The 15,467-nt window shown below is 66.6% G+C and carries 16 protein-coding genes, 1 tRNA gene and 1 riboswitch; of the genes, 7 read left to right on the top strand and 10 right to left on the bottom strand.

All coding sequences use genetic code 11. The features are described 5' to 3' along the window. Positions 1-329: 329 nt before the first annotated feature. The 3 genes from EP380_RS01155 to EP380_RS01165 are packed head-to-tail and all read left to right on the top strand — an operon-like array spanning position 330 to position 3,457. Positions 330-1,520 carry an aspartate aminotransferase family protein gene (locus tag EP380_RS01155; protein ID WP_127595719.1) on the top strand — a complete coding sequence of 397 codons (1,191 nt, stop codon included), beginning with the start codon at positions 330-332 and terminating at the stop codon, positions 1,518-1,520. Continuing rightward, the gene (argF, locus tag EP380_RS01160) at positions 1,513-2,472 is read left to right on the top strand and encodes an ornithine carbamoyltransferase (protein WP_127595723.1); all 960 of its coding nucleotides are present in this window, start codon (positions 1,513-1,515) and stop codon (positions 2,470-2,472) included. The genes EP380_RS01155 and argF overlap by 8 nt, the downstream gene beginning before the upstream one ends. Next, complete coding sequence (locus tag EP380_RS01165; protein WP_238719658.1) at positions 2,465-3,457, top strand: Hsp33 family molecular chaperone; 993 nt, start codon at positions 2,465-2,467, stop codon at positions 3,455-3,457. Before argF ends, EP380_RS01165 begins: the two co-directional genes overlap by 8 nt. Positions 3,458-3,479: 22 nt before the next feature. Here EP380_RS01165 and apaG read toward each other — a convergent pair whose 3' ends face one another. Continuing rightward, positions 3,480-3,872: a Co2+/Mg2+ efflux protein ApaG gene (gene apaG, locus EP380_RS01170; RefSeq protein WP_106572138.1), complete on the bottom strand. Its 393-nt coding sequence runs from the start codon at positions 3,870-3,872 to the stop codon at positions 3,480-3,482. 142 nt (positions 3,873-4,014) lie between these two features. On the opposite strand from apaG, the gene EP380_RS01175 reads away from it, so the two are divergent. Then, a complete protein-coding gene (locus EP380_RS01175; RefSeq protein ID WP_106572275.1) occupies positions 4,015-4,617 on the top strand; it encodes a CDP-alcohol phosphatidyltransferase family protein in 603 nt (200 codons plus the stop codon). 38 nt (positions 4,618-4,655) lie between these two features. Here EP380_RS01175 and EP380_RS01180 read toward each other — a convergent pair whose 3' ends face one another. Next, complete coding sequence (locus EP380_RS01180; RefSeq protein ID WP_127595729.1) at positions 4,656-5,849, bottom strand: O-succinylhomoserine sulfhydrylase; 1,194 nt, start codon at positions 5,847-5,849, stop codon at positions 4,656-4,658. Positions 5,850-5,893: 44 nt separating this feature from the next. Beyond that, a riboswitch (SAM riboswitch) is annotated at positions 5,894-5,971 on the bottom strand. Between the two features lie 76 nt (positions 5,972-6,047). On the opposite strand from EP380_RS01180, the gene EP380_RS01185 reads away from it, so the two are divergent. Then, on the top strand, positions 6,048-7,160 hold the full coding sequence (locus EP380_RS01185) for a 2'-deoxycytidine 5'-triphosphate deaminase (protein ID WP_420845824.1): 1,113 nt from the start codon (positions 6,048-6,050) through the stop codon (positions 7,158-7,160). A 25-nt stretch (positions 7,161-7,185) separates the two neighbouring features. On the opposite strand, the gene EP380_RS01190 is transcribed toward EP380_RS01185, so the two are convergent. Then, a complete protein-coding gene (locus tag EP380_RS01190) occupies positions 7,186-8,361 on the bottom strand; it encodes a dipeptidase (RefSeq protein WP_127595737.1) in 1,176 nt (391 codons plus the stop codon). A gap of 48 nt (positions 8,362-8,409) precedes the next feature. Continuing rightward, entirely contained in the window at positions 8,410-9,198 is a 789-nt protein-coding gene (locus tag EP380_RS01195; protein WP_106572141.1) for an ion transporter, read from the bottom strand. 207 nt (positions 9,199-9,405) lie between these two features. On the opposite strand from EP380_RS01195, the gene EP380_RS01200 reads away from it, so the two are divergent. Further along, positions 9,406-9,885 carry a class I SAM-dependent methyltransferase gene (locus EP380_RS01200; protein ID WP_127595740.1) on the top strand — a complete coding sequence of 160 codons (480 nt, stop codon included), beginning with the start codon at positions 9,406-9,408 and terminating at the stop codon, positions 9,883-9,885. A 68-nt stretch (positions 9,886-9,953) separates the two neighbouring features. Next, positions 9,954-10,028 (top strand) — tRNA-Gly (locus EP380_RS01205). A 72-nt stretch (positions 10,029-10,100) separates the two neighbouring features. Here the strand turns inward: EP380_RS01205 and EP380_RS01210 are convergent. Genes EP380_RS01210 through EP380_RS01235 form a run of 6 tightly spaced genes read right to left on the bottom strand, consistent with a single transcriptional unit; the run spans position 10,101 to position 15,432 of the window. Continuing rightward, positions 10,101-11,198 carry an ABC transporter ATP-binding protein gene (locus EP380_RS01210; RefSeq protein WP_127595743.1) on the bottom strand — a complete coding sequence of 366 codons (1,098 nt, stop codon included), beginning with the start codon at positions 11,196-11,198 and terminating at the stop codon, positions 10,101-10,103. A gap of 41 nt (positions 11,199-11,239) precedes the next feature. After that, on the bottom strand, positions 11,240-12,034 hold the full coding sequence (locus EP380_RS01215) for a sugar isomerase domain-containing protein (protein WP_106572144.1): 795 nt from the start codon (positions 12,032-12,034) through the stop codon (positions 11,240-11,242). Between the two features lie 26 nt (positions 12,035-12,060). Beyond that, positions 12,061-12,807, bottom strand: coding sequence for a GntR family transcriptional regulator (locus EP380_RS01220; protein WP_127595747.1), 747 nt, complete (start codon positions 12,805-12,807; stop codon positions 12,061-12,063). Next, positions 12,804-13,679: an ROK family protein gene (locus tag EP380_RS01225; protein ID WP_127595750.1), complete on the bottom strand. Its 876-nt coding sequence runs from the start codon at positions 13,677-13,679 to the stop codon at positions 12,804-12,806. Before EP380_RS01225 ends, EP380_RS01220 begins: the two co-directional genes overlap by 4 nt. Continuing rightward, complete coding sequence (locus EP380_RS01230; protein ID WP_106572147.1) at positions 13,676-14,545, bottom strand: carbohydrate ABC transporter permease; 870 nt, start codon at positions 14,543-14,545, stop codon at positions 13,676-13,678. The genes EP380_RS01225 and EP380_RS01230 overlap by 4 nt, the downstream gene beginning before the upstream one ends. Further along, on the bottom strand, positions 14,542-15,432 hold the full coding sequence (locus tag EP380_RS01235; RefSeq protein ID WP_127595753.1) for a carbohydrate ABC transporter permease: 891 nt from the start codon (positions 15,430-15,432) through the stop codon (positions 14,542-14,544). The genes EP380_RS01230 and EP380_RS01235 overlap by 4 nt, the downstream gene beginning before the upstream one ends. Between the last annotated feature and the right edge of the window lie 35 nt (positions 15,433-15,467).

The raw sequence follows: 15,467 nt of genomic DNA on the forward strand, positions 1-15,467 counted from the left end.
AGACACGAGATGTACCCGGTGAGATTGTCCGCCGCACGAAATATAGTTTTTTCTTGCGCTCAAACTACAATAGCGGCTGACTCCATGACAAGAGTCGCGCCGGTTCGCTGAATCCGATTTCTCGGTTTTCCCCAACTTGCCGCCGCCGCGTCCGGTCGGCCGGATTTGCGGCCTCGCTTCCCACGAAGCCGCAACATTGACTCTGGCGCCAAAAAAACCGATATGCTGACGACGCGGCCGCCCGGAGGGCGGCTTTTTGATTTGGTGGCCGCGGCCGGTTTTTACAAGGCTTTGCGGCCGATCCGAAACGCGGAACGGAGCGTGCGCTCATGAGTGGTTCAGCGCTGTATGAAACTTTTGCACGGGCTCCGCTCGCCTTCGAACGCGGCGAGGGCAGCTGGCTGATTACGTCCGATGGCGAGCGTTTCCTCGACTTCGCCGCCGGGATCGCCGTCAATTCGCTCGGCCATTCCCACCCGCATCTGGTCGCCGCCCTCGGCGAGCAGGCCGGCAAGCTGTGGCACGTCTCCAATCTCTACGAGATCCCCGGCCAGAGCCGGCTCGGCGAGCGTCTGGCGCAGAACACGTTCGCCGACAAGGTGTTTTTCACCAATTCCGGCGCCGAGGCGCTGGAATGCGCGATCAAGACGGCGCGGCGCTATCATTATGTCGCCGGCCGGCCGGAGCGCAATCGCATCATCACCATCGAAGGCGCCTTCCACGGGCGCACGCTGGCCACCATCGCGGCCGGCGGTCAGAAGAAATATCTGGAAGGTTTCGGACCCGACGTCCAGGGCTTCGACCAGGTGCCGTTCGGCGATATCGAGGCGCTGAAAAACGCGATCACGCCGGCAACGGCCGCCATCCTCGTCGAGCCGGTGCAGGGCGAGGGCGGCATTCGTCTGGTTGCCAACGACATGCTGAAAGCGATGCGCGATCTGTGCGACAGGCACGGCATTCTGCTTATTCTCGACGAGGTCCAGTGCGGCGTCGGGCGCACGGGGCGGCTTTTCGCGCATGAATGGGCCGGGATCGAACCCGACATCATGGCGATCGCCAAGGGCATTGGCGGCGGCTTTCCGCTCGGTGCGTGCCTCGCGACCGACGAAGCCGCCACCGGCATGACGGCCGGCGTCCACGGCACCACGTTCGGCGGCAATCCGCTGGCGATGGCGGTCGGCAATGCCGTTCTCGATGTCATTCTAGGCGACGGTTTTCTCGACGAGGTCAACCGCAAATCCCTGCTCTTGCGTCAGGGTCTGGCCGAACTCGTCGACGCCTTTCCGGCCGTGTTCGAGGAATTCCGCGGCACCGGGCTGATGCTCGGGCTGAAATGCCGGCAGGCCAATGCCGCCGTAACGCTCGCCTTTCGCGACGAAAACCTGCTCACGGTTCCCGGCGGCGACAATGTCGTGCGGCTGTTGCCGCCGCTGACGGTGTCGGACGAGGAAATCCGCGTCGCGCTTGGCCATATGCGCGATGCCGCCGAGAAGCTGTCCAAGGTGGCTGTCGATGCCTGACGCGACGGCAAACGCCCCGACCGCCAGGCGGCCGCGCCACTTCACCGATCTGTCGGCGCTGCCGCCGGAGACGCTGCGCGCCATTCTCGAGGATGCAAAAGCGCGCAAGGCGGTGTTGAAATCGGGTGTGCGCGAGCGGCCGTTCGAGGGCAAGGTCATGGCGATGATCTTCGACAAACCCTCGACCAGGACGAGGGTGTCGTTCGATGTCGGCATGCGCCAGCTCGGCGGCGAGACGATCATGCTGACGGGAACCGAAATGCAGCTCGGCCGCAGCGAGACGATCGCCGACACGGCCAAGGTGCTGTCGCGCTATGTCGACCTGATCATGATCCGTACGACCTCGCACGATCGCCTGCTGGAAATGTCGGCCAACGCGACGGTGCCGGTCGTCAACGGCCTGACCGACGACACCCATCCCTGTCAGATCATGGCCGATATCCTGACGTTCGAGGAGCATCGCGGTCCGGTCAAGGACCGGTTGTTCGCCTGGACCGGCGACGGCAACAACGTGCTGCATTCCCTGGTCGAGGCGGCTGCCCGTTTCCAGTTCGCGCTCAACATCGCCGTGCCCGAGGGCTCGGAGCCGGAGCCGTCCTATGTGGCCTGGGCGCGCGGCGAGGGCGCCAGCATCGCCTTCCACGACAAGCCCGAGGATGCCGTGCGCGATGCCGATTGCGTCGTGACCGACACCTGGGTGTCGATGGGCCAGGAACACCGCGCCCGCGGCCACAACGTCTTCGTGCCGTATCAGGTCAATGAGGCGCTGATGGAGAACGCCAAGCCCGACGCCTTGTTCATGCATTGCCTGCCCGCTCACCGCGGCGAGGAAGTGACCGACGCCGTCATCGACGGGCCGCATTCGGTGGTGTTCGACGAGGCGGAAAACCGGCTGCACGCGCAAAAGGCGGTGCTGGCCTGGTGCCTGGCGGGGACGGGCGCGGGTGAGTGAACGGTTGAAGCTCGGCGATTTCGGTCATGCCGGCGACGACGTCATCGTGCCGTTCCAGGTCGAGGCGCTGGACGTGCGCGGCCGGGCGGTGCAGGTGGGGCCGATGCTCGACACCATGCTCGCGCGCCACGACTATCCCGAGCCCGTGGCCCGGCTGCTGGCCGAATGCGTGGTGCTGACCGCGCTTCTGGGCAGTTCGCTCAAATTCGACGGCAAGCTCATCCTGCAGACCCAGTCCGACGGACCGGTTGACATGCTGGTGGCCGATTTCGCCGCGCGCGGTGCCATGCGCGCCTACGCCCGTTTCGACGAGGCAAGGCTTGCCCGCGCCCAGGAAGAAGGACACACCGCGCCCGAGCAACTGCTGGGCACCGGCGTATTGGCCATGACGATCGACCAGGGCGCGCATATGCAGCGCTATCAGGGCGTCGTCCAGCTCGACGGGGCGTCGCTGGAGGAAGTCGCGCGCAACTATTTCAGGCAGTCGGAACAAATCCCAACCGACGTGCGGCTGTCGGTCGCCCGCCAGGTCCTGCCGGAGGCAGGCGGCAAGGCGTCGTGGCGCGCGGGCGGCATGCTGGCGCAGTTTTTGCCCGATGCGCCCGATCGCATGCGCCTGCCGGATCTGCCGGGCGGCGACGGCGAAAGCGACGCTGCCGAGCCGGTGCGTCTCGACGACGCCTGGGCCGAATTGCTGGCGCTGTTTGCCACCATCGAGGCGGACGAACTGCTCGATCCCACGATCGGGGCCGAACGGCTGCTTTATCGGCTGTTCCACGAGCACGGCGTGGTCGTCTTCCCCGGCCAGACGGTCGCCGACGACTGTTCGTGTTCGCGCGAGAAGATCAGCGCCATTCTCGACGGGTTTTCCGACGACGAGATCGCCGAAAGTGTCGAAAACGGCGAAATTCGCGTCAATTGCGAGTTCTGTTCCAAGGAATACCGGTTCGATCCGGCCGAATTCACGCGTTCCGACAGCGAGTGAAGACAGGACCGTTCACGCCCGTTCAATTCAACGTGCGCGCATCGTCTGGCAGATCGAGCGAGAAGGCGGGAATGTCGATCTCGAACATGGATCCGGCCGCGTCGCGCATCGTATAGTGGCCGGTCATGATGCCCGAAGGTGTGGAAAGCGGGCAGCCGGACGTATACTGGAAACTATCGCCGGGCCCCAGTTGCGGCTGTTCGCCGACGACTCCGGCCCCCCGCACTTCCTCGACGCGTCCCTCTGCGTCGGTGATGTGCCAGTAGCGCGACAGAAGCTGCACCGGCACCTGCGAATTGTTGGCGATCGTGACCCGATAGGCCCAGACATAGCGCGATTGTGACGGGTCGGAGCGTTCATCGAGATAGAAAGGCTCCACGCGCACCTCTATGTTTCGCGTTACCGCCTGGTACATCATTGAGGCTCCCGAACGTTCATGCACAGAATCCTTGCCGAGCCGGCCCGATGGGTCAAGCCGCGATCCGCACACGGGCTCTCGCGTGCGTCGTTTCGATCCGCGCGGCGATTTGGCCGGGCGGTCGGTCGGGATATCGGTCGTGCTTGACGGCTGGGTCAAGCCGCGGCTCGATCCGATGCTCGACGGGCTGGCCAGAAAACTGGCCGCCACCGGCGTCGGCGCCGACACCGTCACGGTGGTGGCCTGCGCGGTCGGGCTCCTGGCGACCGGCGCGATCGCCCTCGGCTATCTCTGGTCCGGGCTGGCGCTGTTGCTGATCAGCCGCCTCGGCGACGGGCTGGACGGGGCCGTGGCGCGGCTCAACGGCAAGACCGACTATGGCGGCTTCCTCGACATCGTGCTCGACTTCGTCTTCTACGGGGCGATTCCGCTTGGCTTCGTGCTGCTCGACCCGGCCGCCAACGCGGTCGCCGGCGCGGTGCTGATCTTCACCTTCTACGTCAATGGCGCGAGCTTTCTGGCGTTCGCCGTCATGGCCGAACGACGCGGGCTGTCGAGCGACGCGCGTGGCGAAAAATCGATCTTTTTCACCACCGGGCTTGCGGAAGCGACCGAAACCATCCTGCTTTTTGTCGCTTTCTGCCTTCTGCCGGCCAGTTTTGCCACGCTTGCCTATGCTTTCGCGGCGTTGACGGCCTATACGGCCGTCTCGCGCATCGTTCTGGCCAGGCGCAGCTTCTGAACCGTCCGTGACGCCGCGGCCGCGACGGGCCGCCAGGATCAGGCCGCCCGGGCCAGCGCCCGGTCGAGATCGTCGATCAGGTCGTCGGCGTCTTCGAGCCCCACCGAAAGCCTGACCGTGCCCGCATTGATGCCGAGCTCCAGCCGCGCCGCCTCGGCGAGGTTCTTGTGCGTGGTCGTCGCCGGATGGGTAATCAGGCTCTTGGCGTCGCCGAGATTGTTTGAGATACGGACCAGGTCGAGCCCGTTCTGGAAGGAAAAGGCCGCGCTCTTGCCGCCCTTGACGTCGAAGCAGATTAGGGTCGAGCCGCCCGTCATCTGCCGCGCGACGATGTCGGCCTGCGGGTGGTCGTTGCGGCCGGGATAGACGACGCGCTCGATCGCCGGGTGGCAGGCGAGATGGCCCGCGATCCGGGCGGCGCTTTCGGTCTGCTGGCGTACCCGCAACGGCAGCGTTTCCAGCCCCTTGAGCAGCGTCCAGGCGTTGAACGGCGACAGGCTCGGCCCGGTATGGCGGAAATAGTCGTGCAGCTTGTCGTCGATCCAGGCCTTGTCCGACAGGACGACGCCACCCAGGCAGCGGCCCTGGCCGTCAATATGCTTGGTTGCCGAATAGACCACGACATGCGCGCCGAGCGCGAGCGGCTTTTGCTGCAGCGGCGTGGCGAACACGTTGTCGACCACCAGCCGCGCGCCGCACTCATTGGCGATCGCGGCGACGGCGGCGATGTCGATCACCTCCAGCGTCGGATTGGTCGGGCTTTCGAGGAAAAACAGCTTGGTGTTGGCGCGTACCGCGCTTTTCCAGGCGTCGATGTCGGTGCCGTCGACCAGCGTCGTCTCGATGCCGTATTTCGGCATCAGCGTTTCCACGATCCACCGACACGAGCCGAACAAGGCCCGCGCGGCGACGACATGATCGCCGGCACCGAGCGAACACAGCAGCGCCGCCGCCACCGCCGCCATGCCGGATGCGGTTGCCCTGGCGTCTTCGGCGCCCTCCAGTTCGCACATGCGCCGTTCGAACATGTCGACCGTGGGATTGGCGTAGCGTGAATAGATGAAGCCGGGCGCCTCGCCCTTGAAGCGCGCCTCGGCCGCCTCGGCGCTGTCGTAAACGAAGCCCTGCGTCAGGTAGAGCGCCTCGGAGGTCTCGCCGAAGGCGGAGCGCTGGGTGCCGCCGTGAACCAAGGCGGTCGCGGGTTTCCAGTTGCGCTTCGTTTCGCTTGTCATGGCCTTGCCTCGAACACAAAAAAACCGGTCGCGGAAAGTCGCGAACCGGCTTGCGTTCGGCCCTTTAGCGACTTGTTTAACGTGGCTGCAAGCCGACCGGCCAAATCACCACGGGATAAGTGTCCAATAAACGGCTGCCGGCCTTGCGTCAACAATTTGCTCCGCTAATGCTCGCCGCGCCCGAAACATGACTGTCGATTGGCCCGGGAGCCGCCGACCTTGCGCAAGACTGGCATTCTGCCCGATCACGAAATCTCGGCCCTGTTCGAGACGGGTGCGCTCGCCGCGCCGATCCCGCTCGACGCCGACCAGATACAACCGGCAAGCCTCGACCTGCGCCTGGGCGAAAAAGCCTATCGCGTGCGGGCGAGCTTCCTGCCCGGTCCGCGCCATCGTGTCATCGACAAGCTCGATCGGCTGAAACTGCACGAGGTCGACCTGACGGGCGGTGCGGTTCTGGAAACGGGCTGCGTCTACATCGTCCCGCTTCTGGAGGCGCTGGATCTGGGCGAGGGCGTATCGGCGGCCGCCAACCCGAAAAGCTCCACCGGCCGGCTCGACATCTTCACCCGCGTCATGGCCGATTTCGGACCCGAATTCGACAAGATCCCCGCCGGCTACAAGGGCCCGCTCTATCTCGAGGTCAGCCCGCGCACCTTTCCGATCGTCGTGCGCACCGGCTCGCGCCTGTCGCAGATCCGCTTCCGCCGCGGCCGCGCGGCGCTCGACGAGGATGCGCTTCTGGCCCTGCACGACGCCGAAACGCTGGTCGCCTCCGACACGCCCAACATCACCGGGGGCGGCATCGCTCTGTCGATCGACCTCGAGGGGGCGGGCGGTGACGGCGGCCTGATCGGCTACCGGGCCAAGCATCACACAGCGCTGATCGACGTCGACCAGCGCGCCGCGCACGATGTCCGCGATTTCTGGGAGCCGCTCGACATTCGCGACCGGCGCGAACTGATCCTCGATCCCGACGAGTTCTACATCCTGGTTTCGCGCGAGGCCGTGCACGTTCCCCCCGGCTACGCCGCCGAGATGACGCCCTTCGATCCGCTGGTCGGCGAGTTCCGCGTCCACTATGCCGGTTTCTTCGACCCAGGCTTCGGCCATTCGGCCGCAGGCGGCACCGGCAGCCGCGCCGTTCTGGAAGTGCGCAGCCACGAGGTGCCGTTCATCCTCGAGCACGGTCAGGTCGTCGGCCGGCTGGTCTACGAGCACATGGCCTCCGCGCCCGGCGCGCTCTACGGCGCCGATCTCGGCTCCAACTATCAGGCCCAGGGCCTGAAACTGTCGAAACATTTCCGCTGAGCCGGCGCTGCCCGCGGGCCCGCGCTCAGTCCGGCAGGAGCTCGGCCAGGAGCCGAATCTGGTTGCCGCCCATCACCCGCGCGACGTCCCGCTCTCCCAACCCTTCGGCAAGCAAGGCCTCGGTCAGGAGCGGCAGGCCGGTGGTGTCGAACGGCACGTCGACGGCGCCGTCATAGTCGGAACCGAGACCGACATGCTCGGCCCCGATCAGGTCGATCACGTATTTCTGCGCCCGGGCGATCGCGGCCGGATCGGTGCCGCACACAGCCGTGTCCCAATAGCCGATGCCGACAAGTCCGCCATTGGCGGCGATGGCGCGCAATTGCCCGTCGCTGAGATTGCGGTTGTTGTCGCAGGTTCCCTTGACCCCGCCATGCGACACCACGACCGGCCGGGTCGCCATGGCCAGCACCTCGTCGATCTGCTTCTGCGAGCCGTGCGCGATGTCGACGATCATACCGATCTCCTCCATGCGCGCGATCATCTTCCGGCCGGCCTCGGTCAGGCCGCCCTTGTCGATGCCGTGCGCCGAGCCGGCCATTTCATTGTCGAAGAAATGGGTCGGCGCCATCATCCGGTAGCCGGCCGCGAACATGGCGTCGACATTGGCGGGGTCGCCCTCCAGAACCTGCGCGCCCTCGATGCCGAGAATGCCGGCGACGATCTCCGGTTCGGATTTGCGGCGTTCGAGAAACGCCGTCAGATCGGCCTTGGTCTTGACGATGACGAAGCGATCGTTCGAGGCGTCCGCCATCGCGTGCAGCCTTTCGGCCTGGTAGAGCGCGCGCTGCTTGAGGCTGAACCAGGTGCGCAGCGGCCAGCGCTGGCCGATGGCGAGCCAGGTGACGTTGTCGCTGTCGTCGGCGTTGCGCTCGATATTGAGGCCGCTCGGGGTCTTGGAAACCAGGGTGAACATCTGCACGGCGACATTGCCCTCGATCAGCCGGGGAATGTCGACATGGCCGCGTTCGCCGCGTTCGAGCAGGTCGCGGCCCCACAAAAGCGAATCCGCGTGCATGTCGGCGACAACCAGCGTCTCGTGCAGGCGCCGGGCGGCCGCCGTCGCCTCGTAGGGCGGCGCAACCAGCACCTGGTTCATCGAGCGCTCGACCATCGCCGGCGCGACGAAAAAGAAGATGCCGAGCCCGATCGCCACGACCAGCACGGCGGCGGCGGCCGCGATTTTCAGGAACCGGCGCATCGATCGTCCCCCTTGGCGCTAACGCTTCACGGCCCGAACGGCCGTGGCTCAAGTCTTGCTTGTTTCGGCGCGCTGGCGCAACTCCTCGCGCAGCGCCCGGATTTCGGCCAGGATCAGTTCCTGCTCGCTTTGCAGGGCCTGGCGTTCCGCCGTCGCCTCGGCGTCGTGCTCCTCCTGCATGGCCGACACGATGATGCCGATGAACAGGTTGAGCACGGTGAAGGTGGTCGACACGATGAAGGGGATGAAGAACAGCCACGCCCAGGGGAAGACCTCCATCACCGGCCGCACGATGCCCATCGACCAGCTTTCCAGCGTCATGATCTGGAACAGCGAATAGGCCGACAGCGCGATGCTGCCGAACCAGTCTGGAAAGGCCGCGCCGAACAGCTTGGTCGCCATGACCGAAAACACGTAATAGACCAGCGACAGCAGCAGCATGATCGAGCCCATGCCCGGCAGCGCAGCGATCAGCCCGCCGACGACGCGGCGCAGCGACGGCACCATGCCGATGATCCTGAGCACGCGCAGGATGCGCAACGCGCGCAGCACCGACAGGTTGCCGGTGGCCGGCATCAACGCGATGCCGACGACCACCAGGTCGAAAATGCGCCACGGGTCGCGGAAAAAATCGGCCCGGTAGACGATAAACCGGGCCAGCAACTCGGCCACGAACACCGCCAGGATCGCCCGGTCGATCACCACCAGCAGCGGGCCGGCGGCGTTCATCGCGCGCTCCGACGTCTCCAGGCCCAGCGTGATCGCGTTGATGACGATCAGGACGGTGATGGCGAGATCGAAGCGACGGGATTCGATCAGAGATTTGAGCTGGTTCACGGCGGCGGGCTCCGGCAGGGTGGCAAGGTCGGCATCGCGGTCGCGGTGGACCGTTGCCGCCAGATAGGGGCTCGTCGGCGCCGTGGCCAGAGCCGCGGCGAATTATCATCGTGACTTCACGCCCCCCTCCGGCCTATGCGATGCTGGTTGGTGCCGGGTCCGCCTGGGCCTCGGCCTGGCGTCGCCCTCCGATCGCGGGACAATCGAATGAGCCGCCTCGACTCCTTCATCCGCCGCATGAGCGCACAGCGCGATCTGCTCGACGAGGCGGCGCGCCGGCTCGCCGAAATCGACGGGCCGGTGGTGGAACTGGGGCTCGGCAACGGCCGCACCTTCGACCATCTGCGCGCCCTGTTCCCGCAACGCCGTATTCTCGTCTTCGACCGCAAGATGTCGGCCTTCGCCGCGTCCAGGCCGGCGCCGGAGGATTTCGTCGAGGGCGAGATCCGCGAGCGCGCCGACGCCTTCGCCGGCATCGGCGCAGCACTCGTCCATTGCGACATCGCCACCGGCTATGCCGAGGTCGACGACGCCACCATCGCCTGGCTTGCCGGTGTCGTCGCGCCGCTGCTGCGCCCCGGCGGTTTGGCCGTCAGCGGCATGCCGCTCGAGCATGACAGGCTGGAAGCGCTCTCCCTGCCGCCGAGTGTGGCCGAGGGCCGTTATTTTTTCTACAGGCGGCGTTGACGGCGGCGGCGTTCGTGTGGCGATTCCGCTTGACGCACGCCCGCCGCTCGCCGATTAATGGCGCGAATGCGGGCGTAGTTCAGAGGTAGAACGCAAGCTTCCCAAGCTTGATGTCGTGGGTTCGATTCCCATCGCCCGCTCCAAATTCACGGATTTCGAACACACAGTGCCACTTCGTTCGCAAGGGTGCGCTCGGGAGCGGGGCGCAGCGATGGTTACGGTTCGCGCCGGGCGACCGCCTTGCCGTTGCGGTCGAACAGATGCGTCTTGCCGGCCACAAGGTTGAGCGCGACCGTCGCGCCGGGCGCAAAGCGCCGCTCGGGCGGCGCCTTGGCCACCAGCGTGGCGCCCGATTGCGTCTCCACCTCCAAGAGCGTCTGATCGCCGAGCCGTTCGACCAGGCGCACCGTTGCCAGCAGGTCGCCATTTGCGTCGGCGGCGGGAACGAGATGTTCGGGCCGGATGCCGAGCGTGACCGGCGCGCCTGGCGCAAGACCCTGCATGTCGCGATCCGTCACCAGCAATTCGCCGGTTTCGGGACTGCTGACGCGCAGGCCGTTTGCGTCGGGGCCGACAATCTCGGCGGCGAGGAAATTCATCTTCGGCGAGCCGATGAACCCGGCCACGAACAGGTTTTGCGGCCGATCGTAGAGCTCGATCGGCGTGCCGATCTGCTGGACGCTGCCGGCGTCGAGCACGACGATGCGGTCGGCGAGCGTCATCGCCTCGACCTGGTCGTGGGTGACGTAGATCATCGTCGCGCCGAGATCGGCGTGGAGCTTGGCGATCTCGCGCCGCGTGCTGACGCGCAGCGCGGCGTCGAGATTGGACAGCGGCTCGTCGAACAGGAAGACCTGCGGATCGCGCACGATCGCCCGGCCGATCGCCACCCTTTGGCGCTGGCCGCCCGAAAGCTGGTTCGGGCGCCGGTCGAGCAGGTGTTCCATCTGCAGGATGCGCGCGGCCTCGCTCACCCTGGTCTCGATCTCCGCCTTCGGCCGGCGCGCCAGCTTCAGGCCGAAGGCCATGTTCTGGTAGACGGTCTTGTGCGGATAGAGCGCGTAGCTCTGGAACACCATGGCGATGCCGCGATCCTTCGGCGCCTTTTCGTTGCAGCGCTCGCCGCCGATATGAAGATCGCCGCCGGAAATCTCCTCCAGGCCGGCGATCATGCGCAGCAGCGTCGACTTCCCGCAGCCGGACGGGCCGACGAAGACGATGAACTCGCCATCGGCCACGTCCAGGTCGACGCCCTTGATCACCCGGAGATGGCCATAGGCCTTTTCGATACCGTCGAGCCTGACCGTTGCCATGGCGTTCCGCGCCCCTTTACAAAAGTCCGTCGCGGGCCGGCTTACGCCGAGCCCTTCATGCGGTCCTTGAAATGACCGAGATGCTTTTGCTGCGCCTCGATCATGCGTTCGCGGTACTGGCCGTAGATCAGGTCGGTGTCGGCCAGCGTCACCCCGGCGATCGTCGGCGAGGCGAAGGTCGGCAGTTCGATGCCGCGATCGGCGAGCTTTTGCGCGGTGCGCGCGATCAGTTCGTGCATCAGCATCATCGCAAGCACGGTCGAGGACCCGGAGACCGGCCGCGACCAGCCGTCCACCTTGACGATCGAATCCTCGATCGGCGCGCGCGTGTCGACGATCGCGTCGGCGATGTCGCCCAGCCGCTTGCCGGACGAATGGGTGGCCGGCTTGTCGAGATTATGGGTCGAGGTGATCGCGGCAACGAACAGGCCGCGTTTCTTAGCGTAGAGCGCGGTCTCGATGCCGGAGGCGTTGCGGCCGCTATGGCCGAAGATGACGATCGAATCGCCGGGATTGAGCGGCTGGTGGTCGAGAAATTTTTCGGCGTAGTTTTCGGTGCGCTCCAGCCACAGCAGTTCGCGCACGCCGCCCGCGCCGAGCACGTTGTGCCACATCAGCCGCGGATCGGTGAGCGGGTTGAACCCGACATAGGAGCCGTAGCGCGGAAACGCCTCCTGGCACGGCAGGACCGAGTGGCCGGAACCGTAGAGATGGACCAGGCCGCCATCGGCGAGCGAGCCGGCGAGTTTCGTCGACACCGTGTCGAGGGCCTCCTGGTTGGTTCGTGCGGCCTCCTCGGCGAGTTCGATCAGGCGGCTGATGTAAAGCGTGGACATGGGTGTGAAATGCCTTTCCCTTGCAGTTAAAGATGAAGGCGCGAGCGGATCTCGTAGCGATCGCCGCGCATGATGGAGTGGACGAATTCGAACGGGCCGATCGCGTCGCAGGTGATGCGTTCGACGACGAAGGCCGGACTGCCGGGCGCGATGCCGAGCAGGGCGGCGTCCTCTGCCGTGGCCGTGCCGACCCGGTAGACTTCCCGCGCCTCGCGCGGCGCGATCGAGAAATTGCGCTTCAGCGTTTCGTAGAGCGACGCGGAGGGCCGGTGCAGCGACACCAGGCCGGGCACGCGCGCGGCCGGCAGATAGGCCGTCTGCAGGCCGATCGGCGCCTCGTTGCCCAGCCGCAGGCGGCGCAGCTTGACCACCGGCGCGCCATCGTGGATTTCCAGCGCCGTCGCAACCTCGGGCGAAGCCGCTTCCTCGCCCAGATCGAGCAGGCGCGAGCCCACTTTCAGGCCGAGGCCGGCCATTTCCTGGGTGAAGCTGGTCAGGCCGCGCACCCCGGCGATCACCCGCGAGGACCGCACGAAGGTGCCGCGGCCGTGCTCGCGCCGCAGCAGGCCGGATTCTTCCATGTTGCGCAGGGCATGGCGCACGGTGATGCGGCTGACCCCGAGCAGGCTGCTCAGCCGCGCCTCGTTCGGCAATTGCATGCCGTCGGTCCAGGTGCCGTTTGCGATCAGCTCGCGCATCGCGGTTTCGGCCTGGTGCCACAGCGGCTCGGGCCGGCGCCGGTCGGGCAGGGCGGTGTTGCCGAGTTCGCTCATGCCGTCGTCTCCCACAAAGTGCTGCCGGCTGCCGCGGCCGCCGCGCCTGCGAGCGCGGCGGTGTCGCCGAGTTGGCCCGGCCGGATCTCGATTTGGCGCAGATGCGGCGGCAATTGGCGCCGCATCGCCGCCGCGACGCGGTGCTCGATCACGTCGAACCCGGCCGCGACACCGCCGGCGACGATGACGATTTGCGGGTCGGTCAGCGCGACGGCGCCGGCGAGGCTGGCGCCGAGTGCCGCCGCCGGCCGGTCGAGCAATGCGTTGGCGGCGGCGTCGCCGGTGCGCGCGCGGACGATCAGCGTGCCGCCGTCGGCCATGCCGTTGTTGCGTGCGATTTCGTCGAGCGCGCGGCCGGCCGCCTGCCGTTCGAGCCAGCCGGCGCGCCCGTCGCCGGGATCGTCCGGGTCCGCGCACGCCCAGCCGAACGAGGTCGCGCCGCCATGCGCGCCCCGAAGAATACGTCCGCCGGCCAGCACCGCCGAGCCGATGCCGGTGCCGATCGCAAGCAGAAGCGCGTCTGCCATGCCGCGCGCTGCCCCGGCGCTGGCCTCGCCCAGAAGCGTCATATGGGCGTCGTTGCCGACCGCCACCGGCGTGTCGGGTACGAGCGTGGCCAGGTCCGCGCCCTCGAGCCAGGGCAGGTTGGGGATCCAGGCGCAGCGCGTGCCCAACACCAGACCCGGCACCGCGAGGCCGACGCGTGCCGCCTGATGCTGCTGAACCAGAGTGCCGATCAGGGCGACGAAATCCTCTAGGCAGGCGGGCGCGGCCCAGCGGCCGACCGGCTCGAGCGGGGCCGCCCGGCCCGGCCGGGCGATCGCGGCGCGCAGATTGGTGCCGCCGAGATCGATGGCGAGGATCGCGCTCATCCCTTCACCCCGGAACTGACGATGCTGTCGACGAAGAAGCGCTGCAGCAGAACGAACATCACCAGCGGCGGCAGCACCGCCAGTGTCGCGCCGGCCATGACCAGATGAGTGTTCATGGCGCCGCGATTATAGGACAGGAGCCGGCTCAGGCTGATGACGATCGGGTAGTCGTCGCTGTTGCCTTGCAGCACGGTCAGCGGCCACAGATAGGTGTTCCAGTGATAGACGAAGGCGAACAGGGTCAGCGCGGCGAGCGCCGGAACCACGCTCGGCGCGACGACGGAAAAAACGATCCTGAGTTCCGAGGCGCCGTCGACGCGCGCGGCGTCGATCAGGTCGTCGGGCACGCCGGCGATGAACTGGCGCATCAGGAAGATGCCGAAAGCGTTGGCCAGATGCGGCACGATCACCCCGAACAGGCTGGCGTTGAGGCCGATCGCCGTGACCAGCCGGTAGAGCGGAATCAGGGTGACGATCGGCGGCAGGAACATGGTCGCGATCAGCAGCGCAAACAGCGCGTCGCGGCCACGGAAGCGATATTTGGCGAAAGCGTAGCCGGCCATCAGGCTGGTGATCAGGATGCCGGCGGTGGTCACGGTTGCAATCACCGCCGAGTTCCAGAACGAGCGGCCGGCATTGATGACGTCGGCGACCTCGCCATAGGCGTCCAAGGTTGGCGTGCCGGGCAGCCAGACCGGCGGCACCTGCATGCTTTCGGCCGGGGTCTTGAAGCTCGACAGCACCATCCAAACGAGCGGAAAGGCGGCGACCACCGCCGCGATCACGATCGCCAGCCGCAGGCCGGCGGATGCCGCATCGACGCGAATGCGAGGCCGGCGCGGCGGAGAGACGGTGCGCGGGTTCATTCCTCGTCCCTCCGACGGGCGAAGGCAAACAGCACCACGATGACGACGATCAAGGCGAGCATCAGCATGACCGCCATCGCCGAGCCAAGCCCGCCCTGGGCCCGTTCGATGCCGACCCGGCGGATGTGATAGGTGAGCACGTTGGTGGAGCCGGCCGGCCCGCCCTGGGTAATCAGGGCGACCGGCTCGAACACCTGCACGGCGTTGATGACGGCGATGACGGCGCTGAACAGCAGCGTGCGCTTGAGAAGCGGCAGGGTGATGCCGAAAAATTCCTGCATCCGGTTGGCGCCGTCGATCCGCGCCGCCTCGTAGAGCGCGGTCGGAATCTGCGTCAGCCCGGCGATGACCAAGACGGTAAAATAGCCAACCTGCTGCCAGACGTTCAGGAACACGATCGACAGGAGCGCGGTGTCGGGCGAGGACAGCCACGGCTGCGGGCTGAAACCGATCCAGCCGAGCATCTGGTTGATCGGGCCTTCGTTCGGCGAATAAAGCTTCGACCAGACCAGCGCGACCGCGATCATCGGCACCATGTAGGTGGAAAACAGGATGGTGCGCAGCACGTTGCCGCCGGCGACGCGGCGCTGGTAGACCAGAAGACCGAGCAGCACCGACAGCGGCAGGATGATGGCGACCGACAGGGCGGTGTAGAGCGCGGTGTTGGAGAAGGCGCGCTTGAAGTCGCGGCCGACCGAGATCGGCCCGAAAATGTCGTGATAGTTGCGCAAGCCGACGAAACGCGCGGTGGCGAACCCCGTCTGGGTCGACCAGTCGTGGAAGGACAGCCACACGGTCAACGCCATCGGGATGACGATGAACACCCCGATCAGGCCGACCGCCGGGGCCAGCATGAGGCCGATCGGTCCGTTCGCTGTCCTGCTCATGGTCTCACATCCGCTCGCCGCGTGACCGGACACGA

The organism is Nitratireductor alexandrii (assembly GCF_004000215.1).
Classification (GTDB): Bacteria; Pseudomonadota; Alphaproteobacteria; order Rhizobiales; family Rhizobiaceae; genus Mangrovimarina; species Mangrovimarina alexandrii.

Excerpts from the sequence above, each read along its gene's own strand:
- EP380_RS01235 (WP_127595753.1), bottom strand. The coding sequence starts at position 15,432 with ATGAGCAGGACAGCGAACGGACCGATCGGCCTCATGCTGGCCCCGGCG.
- EP380_RS01230 (WP_106572147.1), bottom strand. The coding sequence starts at position 14,545 with ATGAACCCGCGCACCGTCTCTCCGCCGCGCCGGCCTCGCATTCGCGTC.
- EP380_RS01220 (WP_127595747.1), bottom strand. The coding sequence starts at position 12,807 with ATGAGCGAACTCGGCAACACCGCCCTGCCCGACCGGCGCCGGCCCGAG.
- argF (WP_127595723.1), top strand. The coding sequence starts at position 1,513 with ATGCCTGACGCGACGGCAAACGCCCCGACCGCCAGGCGGCCGCGCCAC.
- EP380_RS01190 (WP_127595737.1), bottom strand. The coding sequence starts at position 8,361 with ATGCGCCGGTTCCTGAAAATCGCGGCCGCCGCCGCCGTGCTGGTCGTG.
- EP380_RS01225 (WP_127595750.1), bottom strand. The coding sequence starts at position 13,679 with ATGAGCGCGATCCTCGCCATCGATCTCGGCGGCACCAATCTGCGCGCC.
- EP380_RS01155 (WP_127595719.1), top strand. The coding sequence starts at position 330 with ATGAGTGGTTCAGCGCTGTATGAAACTTTTGCACGGGCTCCGCTCGCC.
- apaG (WP_106572138.1), bottom strand. The coding sequence starts at position 3,872 with ATGTACCAGGCGGTAACGCGAAACATAGAGGTGCGCGTGGAGCCTTTC.
- EP380_RS01215 (WP_106572144.1), bottom strand. The coding sequence starts at position 12,034 with ATGTCCACGCTTTACATCAGCCGCCTGATCGAACTCGCCGAGGAGGCC.
- EP380_RS01200 (WP_127595740.1), top strand. The coding sequence starts at position 9,406 with ATGAGCCGCCTCGACTCCTTCATCCGCCGCATGAGCGCACAGCGCGAT.
- EP380_RS01180 (WP_127595729.1), bottom strand. The coding sequence starts at position 5,849 with ATGACAAGCGAAACGAAGCGCAACTGGAAACCCGCGACCGCCTTGGTT.
- EP380_RS01210 (WP_127595743.1), bottom strand. The coding sequence starts at position 11,198 with ATGGCAACGGTCAGGCTCGACGGTATCGAAAAGGCCTATGGCCATCTC.